General features: G+C 58.8%; 17 protein-coding genes and 1 pseudogene. 13 read left to right on the top strand and 5 right to left on the bottom strand.

Going from position 1 to position 19,754, the window contains the following annotated elements:
- The first annotated feature begins 7 nt into the window (after positions 1-7).
- The 6 genes and pseudogenes from GSR16_RS10955 to GSR16_RS10935 all read left to right on the top strand — a co-directional run bounded on the left by GSR16_RS10955 (position 8) and on the right by GSR16_RS10935 (position 5,998).
- A complete protein-coding gene (locus GSR16_RS10955; protein WP_159877310.1) occupies positions 8-1,348 on the top strand; it encodes an LLM class flavin-dependent oxidoreductase in 1,341 nt (446 codons plus the stop codon).
- Positions 1,348-2,559 (top strand): M20 aminoacylase family protein, encoded by a 1,212-nt coding sequence (locus GSR16_RS10950; RefSeq protein ID WP_159877308.1) that lies wholly within the window; start codon positions 1,348-1,350, stop codon positions 2,557-2,559. Before GSR16_RS10955 ends, GSR16_RS10950 begins: the two co-directional genes overlap by 1 nt.
- Before the next feature lie 39 nt (positions 2,560-2,598).
- Positions 2,599-3,141: a GNAT family N-acetyltransferase gene (locus GSR16_RS10945; RefSeq protein ID WP_159877306.1), complete on the top strand. Its 543-nt coding sequence runs from the start codon at positions 2,599-2,601 to the stop codon at positions 3,139-3,141.
- A pseudogene (locus GSR16_RS21170) lies at positions 3,101-4,042 on the top strand (amino acid ABC transporter permease); the annotation flags it as partial. The gene GSR16_RS10945 and the pseudogene GSR16_RS21170, both read left to right, overlap by 41 nt.
- A 219-nt stretch (positions 4,043-4,261) precedes the next feature.
- Positions 4,262-5,005 (top strand): amino acid ABC transporter ATP-binding protein, encoded by a 744-nt coding sequence (locus GSR16_RS21055; RefSeq protein WP_240902665.1) that lies wholly within the window; start codon positions 4,262-4,264, stop codon positions 5,003-5,005.
- Positions 5,006-5,059: 54 nt separating this feature from the next.
- Positions 5,060-5,998 carry an ABC transporter substrate-binding protein gene (locus GSR16_RS10935; RefSeq protein WP_159877302.1) on the top strand — a complete coding sequence of 313 codons (939 nt, stop codon included), beginning with the start codon at positions 5,060-5,062 and terminating at the stop codon, positions 5,996-5,998.
- Between the two features lie 60 nt (positions 5,999-6,058).
- Here GSR16_RS10935 and GSR16_RS10930 read toward each other — a convergent pair whose 3' ends face one another.
- Complete coding sequence (locus GSR16_RS10930) at positions 6,059-6,535, bottom strand: MarR family winged helix-turn-helix transcriptional regulator (protein WP_159877300.1); 477 nt, start codon at positions 6,533-6,535, stop codon at positions 6,059-6,061.
- 33 nt (positions 6,536-6,568) lie between these two features.
- Between GSR16_RS10930 and GSR16_RS10925 the strand changes: the two genes are divergently transcribed.
- Positions 6,569-7,306: a siderophore-interacting protein gene (locus GSR16_RS10925; protein WP_159877298.1), complete on the top strand. Its 738-nt coding sequence runs from the start codon at positions 6,569-6,571 to the stop codon at positions 7,304-7,306.
- Positions 7,307-7,432: 126 nt separating this feature from the next.
- On the opposite strand, the gene GSR16_RS10920 is transcribed toward GSR16_RS10925, so the two are convergent.
- A complete protein-coding gene (locus GSR16_RS10920; protein ID WP_159877296.1) occupies positions 7,433-8,686 on the bottom strand; it encodes a LysR family transcriptional regulator in 1,254 nt (417 codons plus the stop codon).
- Between the two features lie 200 nt (positions 8,687-8,886).
- On the opposite strand from GSR16_RS10920, the gene GSR16_RS10915 reads away from it, so the two are divergent.
- The 6 genes from GSR16_RS10915 to ligK all read left to right on the top strand — a co-directional run bounded on the left by GSR16_RS10915 (position 8,887) and on the right by ligK (position 15,689).
- On the top strand, positions 8,887-9,801 hold the full coding sequence (locus GSR16_RS10915) for a LysR family transcriptional regulator (RefSeq protein ID WP_159877294.1): 915 nt from the start codon (positions 8,887-8,889) through the stop codon (positions 9,799-9,801).
- Between the two features lie 154 nt (positions 9,802-9,955).
- Complete coding sequence (locus GSR16_RS10910) at positions 9,956-11,041, top strand: 4-oxalomesaconate tautomerase (protein ID WP_159877292.1); 1,086 nt, start codon at positions 9,956-9,958, stop codon at positions 11,039-11,041.
- A 106-nt stretch (positions 11,042-11,147) separates the two neighbouring features.
- Positions 11,148-12,473: an MFS transporter gene (locus GSR16_RS10905; RefSeq protein ID WP_159877290.1), complete on the top strand. Its 1,326-nt coding sequence runs from the start codon at positions 11,148-11,150 to the stop codon at positions 12,471-12,473.
- Positions 12,474-12,554: 81 nt separating this feature from the next.
- On the top strand, positions 12,555-13,850 hold the full coding sequence (locus GSR16_RS10900) for a gallate dioxygenase (protein WP_159877288.1): 1,296 nt from the start codon (positions 12,555-12,557) through the stop codon (positions 13,848-13,850).
- Between the two features lie 54 nt (positions 13,851-13,904).
- Positions 13,905-14,930, top strand: a complete 1,026-nt coding sequence (locus tag GSR16_RS10895; RefSeq protein ID WP_159877286.1) for an amidohydrolase family protein — start codon at positions 13,905-13,907, stop codon at positions 14,928-14,930.
- Between the two features lie 75 nt (positions 14,931-15,005).
- The gene (ligK, locus tag GSR16_RS10890) at positions 15,006-15,689 is read left to right on the top strand and encodes a 4-carboxy-4-hydroxy-2-oxoadipate aldolase/oxaloacetate decarboxylase (RefSeq protein WP_159877284.1); all 684 of its coding nucleotides are present in this window, start codon (positions 15,006-15,008) and stop codon (positions 15,687-15,689) included.
- Positions 15,690-15,784: 95 nt separating this feature from the next.
- Here the strand turns inward: ligK and GSR16_RS10885 are convergent, their stop codons facing one another.
- From GSR16_RS10885 to GSR16_RS10875, 3 genes are all read right to left on the bottom strand, one after another.
- Positions 15,785-16,327 (bottom strand): hypothetical protein, encoded by a 543-nt coding sequence (locus GSR16_RS10885; RefSeq protein WP_159877282.1) that lies wholly within the window; start codon positions 16,325-16,327, stop codon positions 15,785-15,787.
- 325 nt (positions 16,328-16,652) lie between these two features.
- A complete protein-coding gene (locus tag GSR16_RS10880) occupies positions 16,653-17,396 on the bottom strand; it encodes a hypothetical protein (protein ID WP_159877280.1) in 744 nt (247 codons plus the stop codon).
- Positions 17,380-19,740, bottom strand: a complete 2,361-nt coding sequence (locus GSR16_RS10875) for a M23 family metallopeptidase (RefSeq protein WP_159877278.1) — start codon at positions 19,738-19,740, stop codon at positions 17,380-17,382. The genes GSR16_RS10880 and GSR16_RS10875 overlap by 17 nt, the downstream gene beginning before the upstream one ends.
- Between the last annotated feature and the right edge of the window lie 14 nt (positions 19,741-19,754).

The raw sequence follows: 19,754 nt of genomic DNA, 5'->3' as shown, positions 1-19,754 counted from the left end.
GCTGAACATGAGCAAACCCATTACTTTCGGCATCATGCTGCACGGCGCTGGTGGTCACATGCACGCCTGGAAACACCCCAGCGGCCCGGCGGATGCCAGCGTGAACCTGCAGTTTTATATCGATACCGTGCAGAAAGCCGAAGCCAATGGCATTGCCTTTGCCTTTGTGGCGGACGGCCTGTACATCAATGAAAAATCGATTCCGCACTTCCTTAACCGTTTCGAGCCGATTTCCATCCTGTCGGCGCTGGCCAGCGTGACACGCAAGATCGGCCTGGCCGGCACCGTGTCCACCTCCTACAGCGACCCGTTTACCGTGGCGCGCCAGTTCGGCTCGCTCGACCTGATCAGCGGTGGCCGTGCCGGCTGGAATGTGGTGACCACGCCGCTGGAAGGCACGGCGCTGAACTACAGCCGCCCGCATCCGGAACACAGCCTGCGTTATGAAATTGCCGACGAATACCTGCAAGTCACCCAGGGCTTGTGGGACAGCTGGGACGACGACGCCTTGCCGCGTAACCGTGAAACCGGCCAGTTCTTCGACAAGGACAAGCTGCACACCCTGAACCACAAGGGACGTTTCTTCCAGGTGGCCGGGCCGCTGAACATCAGCCGCTCGCCGCAGGGCCAGCCGGTGATTTTCCAGGCCGGTTCTTCCGATGCCGGTATCGGCCTGGCGGGCAAGTATGCCGACGCGGTGTTTACCCACTCGCCCTCCATCGAGGAAACCCGCGACTTCCTGCGCAAGGTGAAAACCAGCGCCGTGCTGCATGCCCGCAAGGCCGACGATGTGAAAATCTTCCCCGGCATTGCGCCGGTGGTGGCCGCCACCGATGCCGAGGCCGAAGCCAAGTTCCGCATCATCCAGCAACTGCTGACCATCGATGACGCACTGGCCTATCTGGGCCGCTTCTTCGACCACCACGACTTTAGCCAGTACCCGCTGGATGAGGCCTTCCCGGAGCTGGGCGATATCGGTCGCAACAGCTTCCGTTCCACCACCGACCAGATCAAGGCCCGCGCCCGTGAGCATGGCCTGACCCTGCGCCAGGTGGCGCTGGAAGTGGCCACCCCGCGCAGCAACTTTGTTGGCAGCGGTGAAAAAGTGGCGGCGGAAATCATCCGCTGGGTGGACGAGGGCGCGGCTGACGGTTTCATCCTGGGCTTCCCGGTGGTGGCCGAAGGACTGGACGACTTCATCACCCATGTGCTGCCGGTGCTGGAAAAGAGCGGTCGCTTCCAGCGCCAGTTGGACGGCCGCACCCTGCGCGACCATCTGGGCCTGCCGCGCAAGGAAAGCCGTTACCAGCAAGCGACCGAGCACAGCAGCCAGCAGCAGGTGGCCTGATGAATGCAGCATTAGACAGCGCCGTGTTGCCGCGCAGCCTGCAGATCGAAACCGGCATTGCAGCTGCCAATGCCGAATTCGTCGCCCTGCGTCGCGACCTGCACCAGCACCCGGAACTGGCGTTTGCTGAACACCGCACCGCCGACAAGGTGGCCGCGCTATTGCAGCAGTGGGGCTATCAGGTGACCACCGGCATTGCCGGCACCGGGGTGGTGGGCAGCTTGCGACGTGGCAGCAGCAACCGTTCGCTCGGCCTACGCGCCGACATGGATGCACTGCCCATCCACGAAACCACCGGCCTGCCGTATGCCAGCCAGAACCCCGGCGTGATGCATGCCTGCGGTCACGATGGCCACACTGCCATCCTGCTGGCCGCTGCCCGCTTTCTGGCGCTGCACGGCCAGTTTGATGGCAGCTTGCAGCTGATTTTCCAGCCGGCGGAAGAAACCGGCAGTGGCGCACGACGCATGCTGGAAGAAGGCTTGTTCGAGCGCTTTCCCTGCGACGCGGTGTTCGGCCTGCACAACTGGCCCGGGGTCAGCTGCGGCCATGTCGGCTGCATCGAAGGCCCGGCCATGGCCTCGGTGGACCAGGCGCACATCACCGTGCACGGCAAGGGCGGCCATGGGGCCGAACCGCATAACACAGTGGACCCGGTGCTGGTGAGTGCCCACGTGATTACCGCGCTGCAATCGGTGGTGTCACGCAATGTCGACCCGCTGGACATGGGCGTGCTCACCGTGGGCAGCATCCACGGCGGCCATGCGTCCAATGTGATACCGGACAGCGTGGAGCTGAAACTGACTGCCCGCACCTTCCGCCCGGAAGTGCGCAGCCTGCTGCAACAGCGCGTGCCGGCACTGGTGGAGGCACAGGCGGCCAGCTTTGGCGCACGCGCCGAGGTGGATTACCGCCTGGGCTTCCCGCCGGTGTGCAATCACCCGGCAGAAACCGCACTTGCGCGAGAAGTGGCACAGGACACGCTGGGCGCGGCGCGGGTGGAACAGGCTTTCCGGCCGCGCACCGCCAGCGAGGACTTTGCCTTCATGTTGCAGGCACGGCCTGGCAGCTTCGTGTTTTTCGGCAATGGCGACAGCGCCGGCCTGCACAACCCGCGCTACGACTTCAACGACGCCATCCTGCCGCTGGCCGCCAGCTACTGGGTGGCCCTGGCCGAGCGCTACCTGCCGCTGCAACAGGCGGCCACATAACAAGCGACAGCCAGACACACATCGCAATGGACCGAGCACATGCGTGACTACTTTGTTTACACCACCACCACCGACCCGCGCGCCAGCGTGATGCTGGCCGAGCTGACGCAGGAATACGACGCACGCTACGGCAATCTGTTCAGCCCCGGCGGTGCGGCTGAAGAAATGCGGCGCTATCCGCCGGAAACCTTTGCGCCGCCGCACGGCAACTTCCTGCTGCTGCTGCGGCAGGGGCAGGCGATTGCCGGCGGGGCCTTCAAGCGGCTGGATGAGCACACCGCCGAATTCAAGCGCATCTGGACCCACAGCCAGTTCCGCCGTCAGGGGCTGGCCGGGCTGGTGTTGCAGGAGCTGGAAGCGCAATGCCAGCGCCAGGGTTACCGCCAGATTTACCTGACCACCGGTTGCCGCCAGCCCGAGGCGGTCGGGCTCTACCTGCGTCATGGCTATCAGGCGCAGTTCGACCCGCAGGGGGATCTGGAAGCCTTGCGCACCCTGCCGTTTACCAAGGCAGTGCCACGTCAGACCAGCGCGCAATCCCATGCTGCCCACTGGACGGAACTGGCCGGCATTGCCGTTTGAAACCGCTTTGACTTGCTTGCCGACCACCCACCACGGCTTTTGCACAGGACAAGACATCATGAGTGAAATTACCGAAGTCGGCGAAATCGCCTTCAGTCATCCGCACCCGCTGCCACGGCAGGCAAACGAGCCAGCAGCGGCAGAAACCGGCGGCAGCAACCGTTATGCCGGGCTGCGCATCATCCCGGCGCGTTACCCGGCGCGCATTGCCGGCAGCGTGCTGGCCGTGCTGCTGCTGGCTGCCATCATCAGTTCGGTGGCCACCAATCCGCGCTGGGGCTGGGCGGTGTTTGCCGAGTGGTTTCTGGCCGCCCCGGTGCTGGAAGGCCTGGGCCGCACCTTGCTGCTGACCGCCATCGGCACGGTGCTGGGTTCGGCGCTGGGCACGGTGCTGGCGCTGGCGCGGGTGTCGCGCTCGCCGCTGCTGGCCAGCCTGTCGTGGAGCTATATCTGGCTGTTCCGCTCCATTCCGCTGATCGTGCTGCTGCTTATCCTCAACAACCTGGGTTATCTATACGAAACCATCAATATCGGTGTGCCGTATACCGGCATCAACTGGTTCAGTTATTCCACTACCGAGCTGATCAGCCCCTTTGCCGCAGCGGTGCTGGGCCTGAGCCTGAACCAGGCGGCATTCTCGGCGGAAATCATCCGTGGCGGCATCTTGTCGGTGGAGCAGGGCCAGCTGGAAGCCGCGGCCGCGCTGGGCCTGCCACGCGGACGGCAGATTTTCCGCATCGTGCTGCCGCAGGCCATGCGCACCATTTTGCCTACCGCTTTCAATGACATCATTGGGCTCGCCAAGGGTACGGCCAATGTCTACATCCTGGCGCTGCCGGAGCTGTTCTACACCATCCAGGTGGTGTACCACCGCAATCTGGAAGTGATTCCGCTGCTGATGGTGGCCACCGTGTGGTACCTGATCATCCTCACCGTACTGTCCACGGTGCAGGTGCAGGTGGAGCGGCACTATGCGCGTGGCGCGCTGCGTCAGCAGCCGCAGTCGTTGTGGCAGCGTGCCCGCCAGCGCTGGTGGCCTGTCAGCGCCAGCGGCGCGGCCACGGTGACAGCGCCTGCTGCGCTGACCGACATACCCGCAGTCAAGGGCGGGGAAGTCGCCATCCATGCAGTCAGCAAGCGCTATGGCCATCAGCAGGTGCTGGATGCGGTGTCGCTGACCGTTCCGCCCGGCAGCGTCACCGTCATCATCGGGCCGTCCGGTTCGGGCAAGTCCACCTTGCTGCGCAGCATCAATCATCTGGAACGGGTGGATAGCGGTTTCATTGCCATTGACGGGGAGTTGATCGGCTATCGCCAGCAGGGCCACTCGCTGCACGAGTTGAAGGAAAAGGACATCCTGCAACGCCGCGTGGAAGTGGGCATGGTGTTCCAGCACTTCAACCTGTTTCCCCATCTCACCGTATTGCAAAACCTGATTGAAGCGCCCATCGCGCTGCGCGGCCTGAGCCGGGCCGAGGCCGAAGCCCAGGCGCGCCTGCTGCTCAAGCGGGTAGGGCTGGCCGACAAGGCCGATGCCTGGCCGCGCCAGCTGTCCGGCGGACAGCAGCAGCGTGTGGCCATTGCCCGTGCGCTGGCGCTGCGCCCCAAGGTGCTGCTGTTTGACGAACCCACCTCGGCGCTGGACCCGGAGCTGGTGCAGGAAGTGCTGGATGTCATCAAGGAGCTGGCGCGCTCTGGCACCACGCTGCTGATTGTCACCCATGAAATCGGCTTTGCCCGTGAAGTGGCCGATACCGTGGTGTTCATGGAGCAAGGCCGCATCGTGGAAAGTGGCAGCCCGGAACAGGTATTGCGTCAACCGCAGCAGCAGCGCACCCGCGAATTCCTGGCCCGCGTGCTCTAGGGCCATCGATAAAACAATTTCACACACCGTCACGACCATAACAAGGAAAGCATCATGTCGCGTAACACCCATCTGCCGCGCCGTACCGTACTGGCCGCACTCAGCCTGGCCCTGCTGGCGCCGCTGTTTGGCCATGCCGCCAGCAGCATCGACCTGAGCCCGGAGCAAAAAGGCCAGCCCAAGGGCCGTCCGGTGCCAGAGGCCATCAAACTGCTGTCCAAGGACGTCCGCTTCGTCAAGGACAAGACCTTGGTGGTGGCCATTGCTGGCGGCATTCTGCCAATTGGCGGTTTTGCCAGCGACTCGAAAACCATCATCGGTGCCGACCCGGACATCTCGCGCCTGGTGGCCGATGGCCTGGGCCGCAAGCTGGAACTGGTCAACGTGGCCTGGGCCGACTGGCCGCTGGGCTTGCAGTCCGGCAAGTACGATGCGGTGATTTCCAATGTCACCGTTACCGAAGCGCGCAAGGAGAAATTTGATTTCTCCACCTACCGCAAGGACTTGCTCGGCTTTTACACCAAGGCAGGCAGCAAGCTGAAAATCAATGCGCCCAAGGACACCGCCGGGCTGAAGGTGATTGTGGGCGCGGGTACCAATCAGGAGCAGATCCTGCTGGAATGGAACAAGAAAAACGAGGCTGCCGGCCTGAAACCGTTGCAGGCACTGTATTTTGACGATGAGGCCGTGGCGCGGGTAGCGCTGCAGTCCGGCCGCGCCGATGCCTGGCTGGGCCCCAATGCCATCTACGCACTGGAAGCGGCGCGCACCGGCAAGGTGCGTCTGGCTGGTACCTTCTCCGGCGGTTGGCCGCTGACGGCGGATATCGCGGTGGCCACGCGCAAGGATTCCGGCCTGGCCCCGGCCATCAGCAAAATCATCAATAGCCAGATTGCCAACGGCAACTACGCCAAAGTCCTCAGCCGCTGGGGCCTGAGTACCGAAGCGGTGAGCGAATCCCGCACCAACCCGCCCGGCCTGCCCAAGAGCTGAGTCGGCGCTGGTTTTTGTCTCCAAATCCAAACGGCCCCGCAGGGCCGTTTTGCTTGGCGTTCAGGATTTGCCTGCTTCCTGCTCCAGATTGTGGCGGATTTGCTGCAGTGCCTGCAGCAGGCTGGCCGCCTGTTCTGCCGGCACACCCTGCATGGCGCGCGCTGCCAGCTGACGCCCTTGCTGGTGCAAGGTGGTATGCAGCGTCTGCCCGGCAGCGGTCAGGTACAGTCGCATGCTGCGGCGGTCGCGCTCGTCGGCCTTGGCTTCCAGCAGACCGGCTTCCTTCAGTCGGGCAATCAGCCGGGTGAGCTGGGCCTTGTCGCGCCCGGAGTGCTGGGCGAGGTCGCTCTGGGTGCTGCCTGGATAGCGGCAGAAATAGCCCAGCACCTTGCCTTCCATATGGGTCAGTCCCAGTGCATCGTCACGAATCGCGGCAAACTGCTGCGAGCGGTATTGATGCATCAGGGTGTGGATGGCCTCGAAAATCTGCTCGGCGGTGTCGTCAACATTGTTGACAAGGTCAACTTTATTTTGCATATTAGGTGATATTATCAATCAATTGGAGTCGCCATGACCACTATTTTGCCGCAACACCGCATCGAACGGGTCAGATATGAACTGGCCAAGCGCAATGTCACCGTGCGCAAGGTAGAGCACAGCGGCGACGGCTTTGCCCGCATCACCTTTGCCGGCGACAGCTTGCCGGGCTTTCAGTCGCAGTCTTTCGACGACCACATCAAGTTCATTTTCCAGGATGCCGCCGGCAATACCGTGATGCGTGACTATACACCGCTGGCCGCTACGGCAGAGCAGGGCGAGCTGACACTGGAATTTGCGCTGCACGGCCATGGTGCCGCTGCCAGCTGGGCAGGGCAGGCGGCCGAGGGCATGCAGGCCATTATTGCCGGGCCCAAGGGTTCGATGATCATCCCGGCGCAGCAGGACTGGCATTTGCTGGTGGGCGATGCTTCGTCCCTGCCGGCCATCCGTCGCCGTCTGGCCGAGCTGCCCGCCAGCGCCCACGTCGAGGTGCTGCTGCTGCGCGGTGACAGTGCCGACGCCTGGAGCCTGCCGCAACAGCCGGCATGGCACATTGTCCAGGTGGGTGATGACGCCGCCTTGCTGGCGGCGCTGCGCAACTGGCCAGTGCCGGAGGGCCATGGCTTTGCCTGGTGCGCGGGCGAGGGCGGGCTGATGCGTCAGGCACGCGCGGTGTTGCTGGAAGAAAAACAGCTGCCGCGTGAAGGGGTGAAAGTAGCGGCTTACTGGCGGCATGGTGAGGCGGATTTCCACGAGCGGCTGGTATAGCGCGGCTAACAAAACCCTGCTGCTGCCTTAGGCCACCTGGGTGCGGATGGTGTCGGTCACGAAAAAAGCGCTGCACGGTCAAACCGGCAGCGCTTTTTCATTGCCGCAGATGTCGCAGTGGACGGCTCAGGCCGCCATGGCTTCATCTGGCAGATCTGCACATAGCTGGCGGATTTCCTCCAGCAAGGCTTCGATAGCTGGTGAGGCAGAGCTGCCCAGCCGCTGGCTAATGCCGATACTGCGACGGGTATCTCCCAGATCCACCGCCAGCGGCACGATGGCCCCGCTGGCAATTTCCACATGCAGCTGGTGGGCGGAGCAGGCGGTCAGCAGCTCGCTGTGTGCCAGCAACTGGCGCACCACCGCCAGATCGCCACTTTCCACCGAAGGTTCGGGCGACGGCAGGCCGCCGCGTTGGAATGCCTTGATCAGCGCCTGGCGCGCAGGGGATTCTTCACGCGGTAGTATCCAGCCTGCGCCTTGCAGCTCGGCCAGCCTTACCGTGCGTTGCAGGCGAGCCAGTGGATGGCCACGGCGACAGAAAATACCCACCTGATCCTGAAACAGCGCTTCGCTGTAAAACGGTGCCGCTTCATTGCCTTGACGCAAGGCGCCGAAGATGAAGTCTATGTCACCGCAGCGCAGGCCACGGGCCAGTTCGGCAAACGGGCTTTCGCTGGTCTTGATCTTCAGGCCGGGATAGCGCTGCAACAGCCGGGCAATGGCCAGTGGCAGCAGGCTGGTGCGGCACAGCGGCAGCGCGCCCACGGTAATGGTGCCGTACAGGCTGCCACGCAGGGCGGACAGGTCGGCCTCGATATGACGCAGCTCGGCAAAGGCGCGCTTGGCATGCAGCAGCAGCTGCTCGCCAGCCTCGGTCACCACCAGCCCCTGGGTCATGCGGCGGAACAGCGGCTGGCCGACCGCTTCTTCCAGCCGTGCCAGCGACATGCTGATGCCGGATTTGCTCAGCCCCAGCTGCTGGCAGACCGGGGACAACTGACCATGTTCGGCCAGGCTGACAAAAATACGCAGCTTGTTGCCACCCAGTAACAGCTGGGTCAGCGGAGTCGGGTCGATACGGCTGCCACGAAACTGGCACAGCCCGGTGGCTGCCTGCTGGATTTCCTTGTGAATGCGCAGCGCACGGCGGTGCACGGCTTCGCCATAGGCATTGAGCAGCATGCCGCGCGGGCGGCGCTCGAACAGGCTGACACCCAGCAAGTCTTCCAGCTGGGTGAGTGCGCGGGTGATGGCCGAGGCGGCCTTGAATATCTGCTCGGACGAACGGGTGACGCTGCCGGTATGGGCTACCGACAAAAACACGCGCAGATAGCGCAACACCTCATCCCGGTCCGGCTTGGCGGCAGGGTGGTTCATGAGTCTCTCCTCCAGCGATGCAATGGCCGTGACCGCCCGGTGTTTCTCTGGCGCACCCGCTGCGGACCGGCATGTTTTTTTGCTTTGGCGCACATTCTGCGGCTATGGTGCTATTCGATGCAGATGTCAAAACCGTGTCTGTGATCAGCTTTCCTGATCGCCGGAATGACAAGTCAGAAGCACCTGCCGAAGGGGATGCAATGAAACTGGCAACACTGGCCGCGCTGATAGCCGCGGTGGAAGAGGGCAGCATGCGTGCAGCAGCGCGCCGAATCGGCTGCTCGCAACCGGCGCTCACCCGGATGATTCGCGAGCTGGAGCTGGAACTGGCCGCGCCCCTGCTGCTGCGCTCCTCACGCGGGGTGTTGCCTACCGCGCAAGGGCGGGTGCTGTATGAACGGGCGGTGCGCGCCCGCCACGAGCTGGAGGCCGCTGCCGATGAAATCAGCCAGATCGGCGGCCACATGGTGGGCAAGCTGCATATCGGCGCGGTGCCCTTGGCGGTGATGCTGCTGATCCCCGAAGCCATGCGCACCTTTGTGCGCGAGTTTCCGCAAATCCAGCTGCGCATCAGCGAGGAGCTGTATGTGGCGCAACTGCAAAAGCTGCGCACCGGCGAGGTGGACATCACCGTCGGCGGCATTCCGGATGATCTGGCTGCCGGGGAGTTTTATGTCGAACCCCTGCTGCACACCGAGATGATTCCGGCGGCGCGCAAGGGCAGCCGCTGGCTGGAGGCCCGCTCGCTACAGGATTTGCAAGCTGCACCCTGGGTGTATACCGGCACCGACCACCGTGCGGGCTATGCGCGGGCCTTGTTCGAACGCAATGGCCTGGAGGCGCCGCAGCAAGGCGCGCTGGTCAACTCCACCCTGGCCTTGTTGTCGCTGGTGTCCACCGGCGACTACGTGGCCTTGCTGCCCCGGCAGATTGCCCGCCAGTCCTGGCTGGCCAGCTATGTTTCGCCCATCGCGCTGGCCGAACCCGGCCTGCCGCTGCAAGTAGGTGCCATCCTGCGCCAGGAGCTGGCGCTGGCCCCGGTGGTGCGCCATCTGCTTACCCATTTGCACCGCGCCGCCCACCACATCAATCGCGGCGACAATCTGCTGCCCTGAGCCTGCTCACCGGCTATCTGCCGGCATGCATTCCTGAACGCCGGCTTTCACAAAATGAGAAGGCACGGTCACGAAGGGGCAAAGTCGCCCGTCTTTCCTCCGCATATATTGTTGGCACAACAAGCAGTTGGCCCAGACAACGCGGAGGAGAAACATGGAATCGACACAGTCTTATGCTGGCTTGCAGGCGCTGCCCTGTGTGTGGATGCGCGGCGGCACCTCCAAGGCGGCCTTTTTTCACGCGGCTGATCTGCCGGCCGACCCGGCCGAGCGCGATCGCCTGCTGCTGGCCGCCATGGACGGAATCGACACCCGGCAGATCGACGGCATTGGCGGTGCCCATCCGCTGACCACCAAGATCGCCATCATCTCTCGCTCCAGCCGGGACGATGCCGATATCGACTACCTGTTCGGCCAACTGGTGATCGGTGCCAAGCGCATCGACTACGCCCCCACCTGCGGCAATATCCTGGCTGCCGTCGCCCCGTTTGCGCTGGAGGAGGGCTTGCTGCCCTGCGCCGATGGCGAAACCCGCGTGCGCATCCACATGGTGAATACCAAATCACTGTGCCAGGCCGTGCTGCCCACGCCGGGCGGCAAGGTGAGCTACCAAGGCCACACCCGCATCAGTGGCGTTCCCGGCAGTGCTGCCGCCATCGAACTGCAGTTTGCCGATGTGGCCGGTTCCTCCTGCGGCGCGCTCTATCCCACCGGGCAGGCACAGGACGTGGTGGGCGGCGTGGCGGTCAGCTGCATCGACAACGGCATGCCGGTGGTGCTGCTGCGTGCTGCCGACCTGGGCATTACCGGTTATGAAAGCCCGGTCGAGCTGGATGCCAATGACAGCTTCAAGCGCGAGCTGGAAGCCATCCGCCTGGCTGTCGGCCCGCGTATGGGCCTGGGCGATGTCAGCGAGCGCGTGGTGCCCAAGATGACGCTGATTGCCGCGCCGATTGCCGGCGGGGCCATTCATACCCGTACCTTTATCCCGAAAAAGTGCCATGACGCCATCGGCGTGCTGGGTGCGGCTTCCGTCGCCACCGCCTGTGCCGACGCGGCCAGCGTTGCCGGCGGTCTGGCGGTGCTGGATGGCGGCAGCGCGGCCATCTCGGTGGAGCACCCCACCGGTGAATTCACCATCCGCCTGACAGCGCAGCCAGACGCAGCACCCGCGGTGGCGCTGATACGCACCGCCCGGCCGCTGTTCCGTGGCCAGGTACTGCTGCCTTACCCGGCCTGATCGGGCCAGTGTTTCAAAAGATAAAAAAACCATAGGACGCGGCTCGATCTGCGCCCAACGTTCGCCGTATTACAACAATGCAACAACGCATTTGGAGGAGAGATTCATGAATCAGGCAGAAGTACTGGATGTGCGTGCCTTCATCAACGCGCGCAAGATGTCAGCCTTCCAGTGGGGGCTGGTGGTGTTGTGTTTCCTGATTGTCGCCGTGGATGGCATGGATGTGGCCATCATGGGCTTTGTCGCGCCCAGCATTCTGGGTGAGTGGCATATCTCGCGCCCGGCCTTTGGCGTGGTGATGGGCGCTGCGCCTATCGGCCTGGCCGTGGGTGCCTTGCTGGCCGGCTCTTCGGCTGACTGGTTTGGCCGGCGCAAAGTGTTGCTGGCTTCGGTGCTGGGTTTCGGCTTGGCCACGCTGGCTACCGCGCATGCCACTACGCCGCAGTCCATGGCGGCGCTGCGTTTTGTCACTGGCCTGGCGCTGGGTGCGGCCATGCCCAATACCACCACGCTGATTTCGGAATACATTCCGGAGCGCATCCGCTCCTCGGTGATTGCCACCATGTTTACCGGTTTCAACCTGGGTTCGGCCGCCATCGGCTTTGCCGCCGCCTGGCTGACCCCGCGCTTTGGCTGGCAGGCCGTGCTGACCTTTGGCGGCCTGATGCCGCTGCTGTTGCTGCCCTTCATGTTTTTCCTGCTGCCGGAATCCGCCCGTTATCTGGTGGGCAAGGGTGCCCCGGCCGAGCGTGTGCGTCCGCTGCTCTCCCGTGTGTGCCAGGTGAAGCTGGACAGCTACCAGGTGTTCGTGTCGCAAGAAGCGCCGGTCAGCGCCAAGCAGCCACTGGGTGTGCTGTTTTCGCAAGGCTATGCGCTGAAAACCTTCAGCCTGTGGCTGACTTACTTCATGGGCCTGTTGGTGATCTACCTCACCACCAGCTGGCTGCCCACCATGATGAAAGACGCAGGCATCTCGATTGACCGCGCCTCCACCCTGACGGCGATGTTCCAGCTGGGTGGCACCGTGGGTGCCATCGTGGTGGGTTTTGCCATGGACCGTATCAAGCCCAGCCGCGTGATCAGCGCATCCTACCTGCTGGGTGGCGTGGCATTGGTGGTACTGGGTAGCAGCGGCCTGAATTCGGCCTGGATCGTGCTGGCCATCCTGGCCACCGGCTTCTGCCTGAGCGGTGCGCAAACCGGCCTGAACGCCTATGCACCGGGCTGCTATCCCACCATGGCCCGCGCTACCGGCGTCAGCTGGATGCTGGGGGTGGGCCGTCTGGGCAGCATTCTGGGTTCGTCCATTGGCGGTGTGCTGCTCAGCCTGGGCTGGGGCTTCGAGTCCATCTTCCTGGCGCTGGCGGTGCCGGCGGTGATTGCCGCTGCGTCCATTCTGGCTGGCAGCCTGCAAGCCCGCACACAAGCCTGATCATTCATTCCATTTATACAAGCAAGCGGCGCTGCCACGTGTAGCGCCGGTTTCTGACATACGCAAGAAGGCAGACCTGATATGGCAACCATCATTGGCGGCATCGCCTGTTCCCATACCCCAACCATCGGTTTTGCGGTGGATCGCAACAAGCAGGACGACCCGGTGTGGGCACCCATCTTCGAAGCCTTTGCCCCGGTCAAGGCCTGGCTGGCAGAGAAAAAGCCGGACGTGCTGTTCATGATCTACAACGACCATGTCACGTCTTTCTTCTTCGACCATTACTCCGCCTTCACCCTGGGCATAGACCAGCGCTACGACGTGGCGGACGAGGGCGGCGGCGCACGCGACCTGCCGCCGGTAGCCGGCCATGCCGCGCTGTCGCGCCATATCGGTGCCAGCCTGATGGCCGCCGAGTTCGACATGTCCTTCTTCCAGGACAAGAAGCTGGATCATGGCTGCCTGTCGCCGCTGTCCATGCTCAACAACGGCAATAGCGACTGGGACGTACCCATCGTGCCGCTGGCCGTGGGGGTGTTGCAGTTTCCGGTGCCATCCGCCGCGCGCTGTTACAAGCTGGGCAAGGCCTTGCGCGATGCCATCGAAAGCTATCCGGAAGACCTGAAAGTGGCCATCGTCGCCACCGGCGGCCTGTCGCACCAGGTACATGGCGCCCGTTGCGGCTTCAATAACCCGGAGTGGGATTTGCAGTTCCTCGACTTGTTCGAAAAAGACCCGCAGGCACTCACCCGGCTGACCCTGGCCGATTACGCCGAGCTGGGCGGGGTGGAAGGCGCGGAAGTCATCATGTGGCTGATCATGCGCGGCGCGCTGTCCTCACAGGTGAAGAAAATCCACCAGACCTACTATCTGCCGTCGATGACCGGCATTGCCACCGCCATTTACGAAAACGCCAGCCTGCCGTTGCCCAAGCCACGCACGGCCGACCTGCGCCACGCCATGGAACGCGAGCTGGCCGGGGCGGAGAAGCTCACCGGCACCCATCCGTTCACGCTGGCAGCCAGCCTGCGCACCTATCGCCTCAACAAGTTCCTGCGCGACATGATTGATCCGGCACACCGTGCGCTGTTCCTGAACGACCCGCAAGCTGCCTATGCCAAGGCCGGCTTGACGGCCGAGGAAGCCGACATGCTGGAACGACGCGACTGGGATGCGCTGATCCGCTACGGCGTGATTTTCTTCGGTCTGGAAAAATTGGGTGCGGTGGTTGGCGTGTCCAATCTGCACATTTACGCCGCCATGCGTGGCCAGACGCTGGAGCAGTTCCAGGCCACCCGCAATGCACCGGGTGCGCTGTATTCGGTCACCGGCAAGGATGCTGGCGCGCTGGCCTGGGATCAGAACAAGCAGGGCTGAGTATTGCAGTGCCGCTGCCCGCTGGGCGGCGGCCAGACAACAAGGAATCACACCATGATCATCGACATCCACGGTCACTACACCACCGCTCCCAAGGCGCTGGAAGACTGGCGCAAACGCCAGATCGACAACCTCTCCACGCCCGAACTGGGCCCCAAGCCCTCCGAGCTGAAGATCTCCGACGACGAGCTGCGCGACACCATCGAAAGCAACCAGTTGCGGCTGATGAAGCAGCGCGGCTCCGACCTCACCATCTTCAGCCCGCGCGCCAGCTTCATGGCCCACCACATCGGTGACTTCAACACCTCGTCCACCTGGGCGGCCATCTGCAACGAACTGTGCTACCGCGTCAGCCAGCTGTTCCCCGAGCACTTCATCGGTGCGGCCATGCTGCCGCAGTCGCCCGGTGTCGATCCGGCCACCTCCATCCCGGAGCTGGAGCGCTGCATCAAGGACTACGGCTTTGTCGGCATCAACCTCAACCCGGACCCGTCCGGCGGCCACTGGACCAGCCCGCCGCTGTCCGACCGCCACTGGTACCCCATCTACGAAAAAATGGTGGAGTACGACATTCCGGCCATGGTGCACGTGTCCACCAGCTGTAACTGTGCCTTCCACACCACCGGCGCGCACTACCTGAACGCGGATACCACCGCCTTCATGCAATGCCTGACTTCGGACCTGTTTAGCGATTTCCCCACGCTGCGCTTTGTCATTCCGCACGGCGGCGGCGCCGTGCCCTACCACTGGGGCCGCTTCCGCGGGCTGGCGCAGGAAATGAAAAAGCCGCTGCTCAAGGACCACCTGCTCAACAACATCTTCTTTGACACCTGCGTCTACCACCAGCCGGGCATCGACCTGCTGACCAAGGTTATCCCGGTGGACAACGTGCTGTTTGCCAGCGAAATGATTGGCGCGGTACGCGGCATCGACCCGGAAACCGGCCACTACTACGACGACACCAAGCGCTACATCGAAGCGGCAGCACTGAGCGATGCCGAGCGGCAGCAAATCTTTGAAGGCAATGCCCGACGCGTGTATCCGCGACTGGATGCGGCCCTGAAAGCCCGCGGCCGGTAAGGCTGGCAAAAGCCCCGCTGACACCCAGGGCTTTTGTTCACCTGGCAGATAAAACAGATTAAGGAAGACAACACCATGTACGAACTCGGAGTGGTATACCGCAACATCACCCGCGCCGACCGCGCCGCCGCCGATGCGCTGGCAGCCCTCGGCTCGGCCACCGTGCACGAAGCCATGGGCCGCGTTGGCCTGCTCAAGCCCTATATGCGCCCCATCTTTGCCGGCAAGCAGGTATCCGGCACCGCGGTCACCGTGCTGCTGCAACCGGGCGACAACTGGATGCTGCACGTGGCGGCAGAACAGATTCAGCCGGGCGACATCGTGGTGGCAGGCGTCACCTCGGAATGCACCGACGGCTACTTTGGCGACCTGCTGGCCACCAGCTTCCAGGCACGCGGCGCGCGGGCGCTGATCATCGACGCCGGCGTGCGCGACGTCAAAACCCTGCAGGAAATGGACTTCCCGGTCTGGAGCCGCGCCATCAGCAGCAAAGGCACCATCAAGGCCACGCTGGGCTCGGTGAATATCCCGGTGGTGTGCGCCGGCATGCTGGTACATCCGGGCGATGTGATTGTGGCGGACGACGACGGCGTGGTGTGCGTACCGGCCGCCCGTGCAGTGGAAACGCTGGCGGCGGCGCAAAAGCGCGAATCGTTCGAGGGCGAAAAACGCGCCAAGCTGGCTTCCGGCGTGCTGGGCCTGGACATGTATGCAATGCGCGAGCCGCTGGCCAAGGCCGGACTCAGATATCTCGACTGACGTTTGCTGGCGTAAACGTCATTCTCTGTATTGGCCACCCTGCGGGGTGGCATTTTTTTGGGCTTACGCAGAGCATATCGATTTGTGAAAGTATGTCACTTCAGTTGTGGAAATAATGCCCGGCATTTTTTATTGCTATCAGGGCCATTAAAAATCACCTGTTTCCAGTGTGTGGTTTCAAATACGCCAGGGTAGGAGCCTTTCTTGCAGGAAATGGCGCTATATTTTAATGCGAGATATTTTCCATTCGGTGAGAAAAAAGCCTTGTCAGTGCTAAGGGCATTGATAAATGAATGTTTATCTAATTCTATCGAGTCTGTGCGATTTTCATTGTAAAATGGTTTCTTTTTAATTGAAATAATTTCGGATAGATTTTTCATGTCTACCAGTGCGGCCATGAGCGTAAATTTTTCACTTCTTTTAGCTGCATATGGCCACCCAAATAAAGGGTCCACATACAAAGCTATTAGATTGTTTTGCTCGTTGATGTCTTCAATATTATAATAATCAGGATTAATATTTAATTGACCGATTGTATCAGTGTTTAAATTGCAAGATTTGATATCTCTCCAATTTAAAAATAGCTTATTATTTAAAATAACAAATTTTTTGTCGGATGATATTTTTGCAGAAGTCAAAAATATTGTCTTGGGGAATGTGCAAACATTTCCATTGTAAATGATATTCAGATTGACATCTTCTCCGGAAGATAACTCAGTTTTTTTTTAAAACCAAAGCATCTAAACCATCAATCGAAATGGTTGCCGCATGAGAACTATTAACCATAACGCAATATATTATTAACAATGAAAATAGTTTGGTGGTAAATTGGAACGCGCCATGCATTTTATTTCTCCTTGAGTGCAAAGCCAAATCTCTTGGCATATATATCTGCTTTAAAATTTTTTGGTGCGTCGATAGCGTCCCGATTTCGTGCAGGGTATATTTTTATGAAAATTTACGTCACTTCAGTTGTGGGAATAATGCCCGGCATTTTTTATTGCTATCTGGTCCATTAAAAATAACTTGTTTCCAGTGGGTTGTTTCAAATACGCCAGGGTAGGCACCTTTCTTGCAGGAAATGGCGCTGGATTTTAATGCGAGATATTTTCCATCCGGTGAGAAAAATGCTTTATCATAAGGGCCTGCAAAAAGAGAGCGATCTAAATCTACATTGGAACTTCTATCGTATGAGAAAAATTGTTTTTGATTTATTTTTAATGGATCTGGAAGGGTACCATATCCATTTATTGCTTTATTGATAATTACTCCTGCGATATAGCTATATTTACTTTTCTTATCGTACATTCCTATGGTTGGGTCTATATAAAATACTAATAAATTTGTGTTTTTATTGATGTCTTGAGTGATGGAGTTGTTTTTAAAAGTATCTTTTAAATATATTCCGTTTTTGGTGCATATCTTCAAGTCGCCTATGCTTGCAAATGCTCCGTTATTAATAATAATAAATTCATTATCTGAAGATAATCTTGCAGATAATGCATCTGTTCTGTATGGATAGTTAATTTTGCACGTTATTTTGTCTAAATTAATATATAGCTCATGATTTGTTGATGATATTGTGCTTATTATTTTTAAACTTGGCTTGCTTTCAAGATTGATGGTGGTTGCATGTGATTTGATTGTTAATATCATTGTCGTAAATAATAAAATGGAGTGGCAATTAAATTTACTTGATTTTTTCATGTTCATGTCTTTCTTTGACGGCAAAGCCGAAGCGGTTTGCATATTTCACGTGTGAAAAATTTTCTGGTATTGCAATTTCATCTCCTATTACGTAGTTGATGCGATATGTATGGCTCTCTCTTTCAGGTAAGCCTATATGTCCGCCATTGATTAACTTTGTTACAATTTTGATTGTTGATTTGTCAATGCGAGTCATTGTAAGTTTTGCTTCATGTCTTATGCACGATAAATAGAAGCCTCCGCTATCGATGCAATCGTATGTATTGATTGATAATAATTCTGGGTTTTCAATATTGGGTGGTTTCATTTTCATCTTGGACTTGTTTCTTGCGCGGTATGCTGGGTCGCTGCTCCAGTTGTCGTCGAAGAGAGTTTTATCAAGCCACGCTCTGAAAATCCAATACTTAGAATAATTTTCAAGACCTGTTAGCTGCTTGAAACCGCGACCTCTAAATTTTTGCGCATCGTCACCATCAAGATTGCCATTGCGCCAATTATAGCCGCTTGCTATTAATTTCCCTTTGCTGTTGTATCTTTCTCTGGCGTAGTATGCTGATTTTTCATTGGCTTCACGCCCCCACCAGTATCCATGGTCTATTTCATACTGTTGCAAGGATTCTTTTACCAAGCCTAGCCCTATTTTTTTGTTGTAATCCTGATACTGAGCTACTTCGGTCATATTAATCAGTTGTGCGCATTCGACACAGCCTTGTCCAAAAAAATGGATGGTTTGTCTGCCAATGTCAAAGCCATACTTGCTCACTGTTTGATTGATGGCATTTTTATATGTGGTAATCAGGTGTTGTGGTGTAATTTCCGGCCTGCTTTTATCTATTATCGGGATGAAGATGTTTTCCATTTCGAAGCTGCCAAACCATTTGCACTTGCGAAATGTCTGGATAAATTCACGTGGGTGGAAGTGCCAGATGTTGTCATTCAGTGTTCGGTCGTAATGCGTTTCTTCATTCGGGTAGTACATTTTGTGGGTCATTACCCCGGTTCTGTTCTTTATTTTCTGCCAGAAACACAGTATTTTTATTTTTTCTTTTAACAGATCAAAGGCCTTGTCAGACATGATTTCGGATTTAGGATTGAGGTAGCTCTCCTTTTTCATCCAGCCATAGCGTTCGTCAATTTTTGTGCCATCCCACTCGCTTTTGAATTGGCAAATTAATCTGGATAGTGTGTTTGTCTTGGCAGAAAATGCCGAGAGCAGTTTTTGCTTGGTTCTTTCTTGTTCCTTGGGGAGTAACAGCTGCTGGATATAGGCGGAATGGCATAGTCCGTCACGGGTTTTGTCGTCATCTACGAAATGCCAGCCCAGCCAGTGTGGAAAGTCTGCATCGCTGTATTTCTTGATTTTTTCGTCACGAATATTGATCCAGAATAGGCCTTGTGGCGTGGTGATTTGGTGGTAAATGCGCGCGTGCACCGGAAGTTCGCGGTTGTGGCTCTTTGAAATCAGGCGACCGTAACGAAGATATTCATAAATCGTGCTTAAGCTTGCCTCTGGAATGTCTTTATTCAAATTTTTCGCATTTTCATACATCTCAGTATCATAGTTTTTCCAGTAAGGCGGGATTGTTTTGTTTGGCAGCGGTGTAAAACTACCGTTTTCTAAAATACGGGTGGTCAGTGTCGCGGCGTGGTGGCCAATTTCCATGGTGACGTACAGGTCTTGCGTGGTGGTGCCCGCTGGTCTGCTCTGGCCTTTGGGGGCCTTGTCTCCGCTGTAGTAGGGTGTTCCTTGCGGAATGTAAAAATGGCTATCGCCAAAGATGATGTTTTCTCTGCCGTTTTTACTTAAGTCCAGCTTGCCGGATGTGCGCCCGGTCAGCCTTCGCAGGTTTTCGGTATTGCAAAATATTTCAAAATGAAAACCGCTCATCCCGCCGGTATAGCCCGCTTTGCCGATGATTTGCTTGCGGGCCAGTATTTTTCCCTGCTGGAATGCAATCATCACTTCCGGGCTTAATTTGCCGAGGTTTTGATAAACCGAATAAAAAACAACGTATCCATCCCGGCCACTGCCTATTTCTGTTTCATGGCGCATCACCACGCAGCCGGGGGTGTCGAGGCCATTTCGTCGTAAGGGCGAGTCTTCATCCGGATTCAGTTCGCCAGGGCCACAGTCTCGGTAATGAATGACATAGCCATTGGCGATGGCACGGACATTGTTTTGTTCACCGCTGCCGGAGAGTTGCACATGCATGCCGCCGTGCCACTCGAATTGGCTGGTTACCGGATAGCCACCCAGGGTGGTGGAGGGTAATAAGGCGTTTAGCCATTCGCTGTCCGGCATCTCATGCTGGGCCTGCTTCAGGGTGGGTGGGCTGATATTCATCGGTCACTCCGTCA

The organism is Aquitalea denitrificans (assembly GCF_009856625.1).
In the GTDB taxonomy this organism is placed as follows: Bacteria; Pseudomonadota; Gammaproteobacteria; order Burkholderiales; family Chromobacteriaceae; genus Aquitalea; species Aquitalea denitrificans.
Note: the sequence above shows the minus strand (reverse complement) of the source record. Positions and strands in the feature narration are given on the sequence as shown.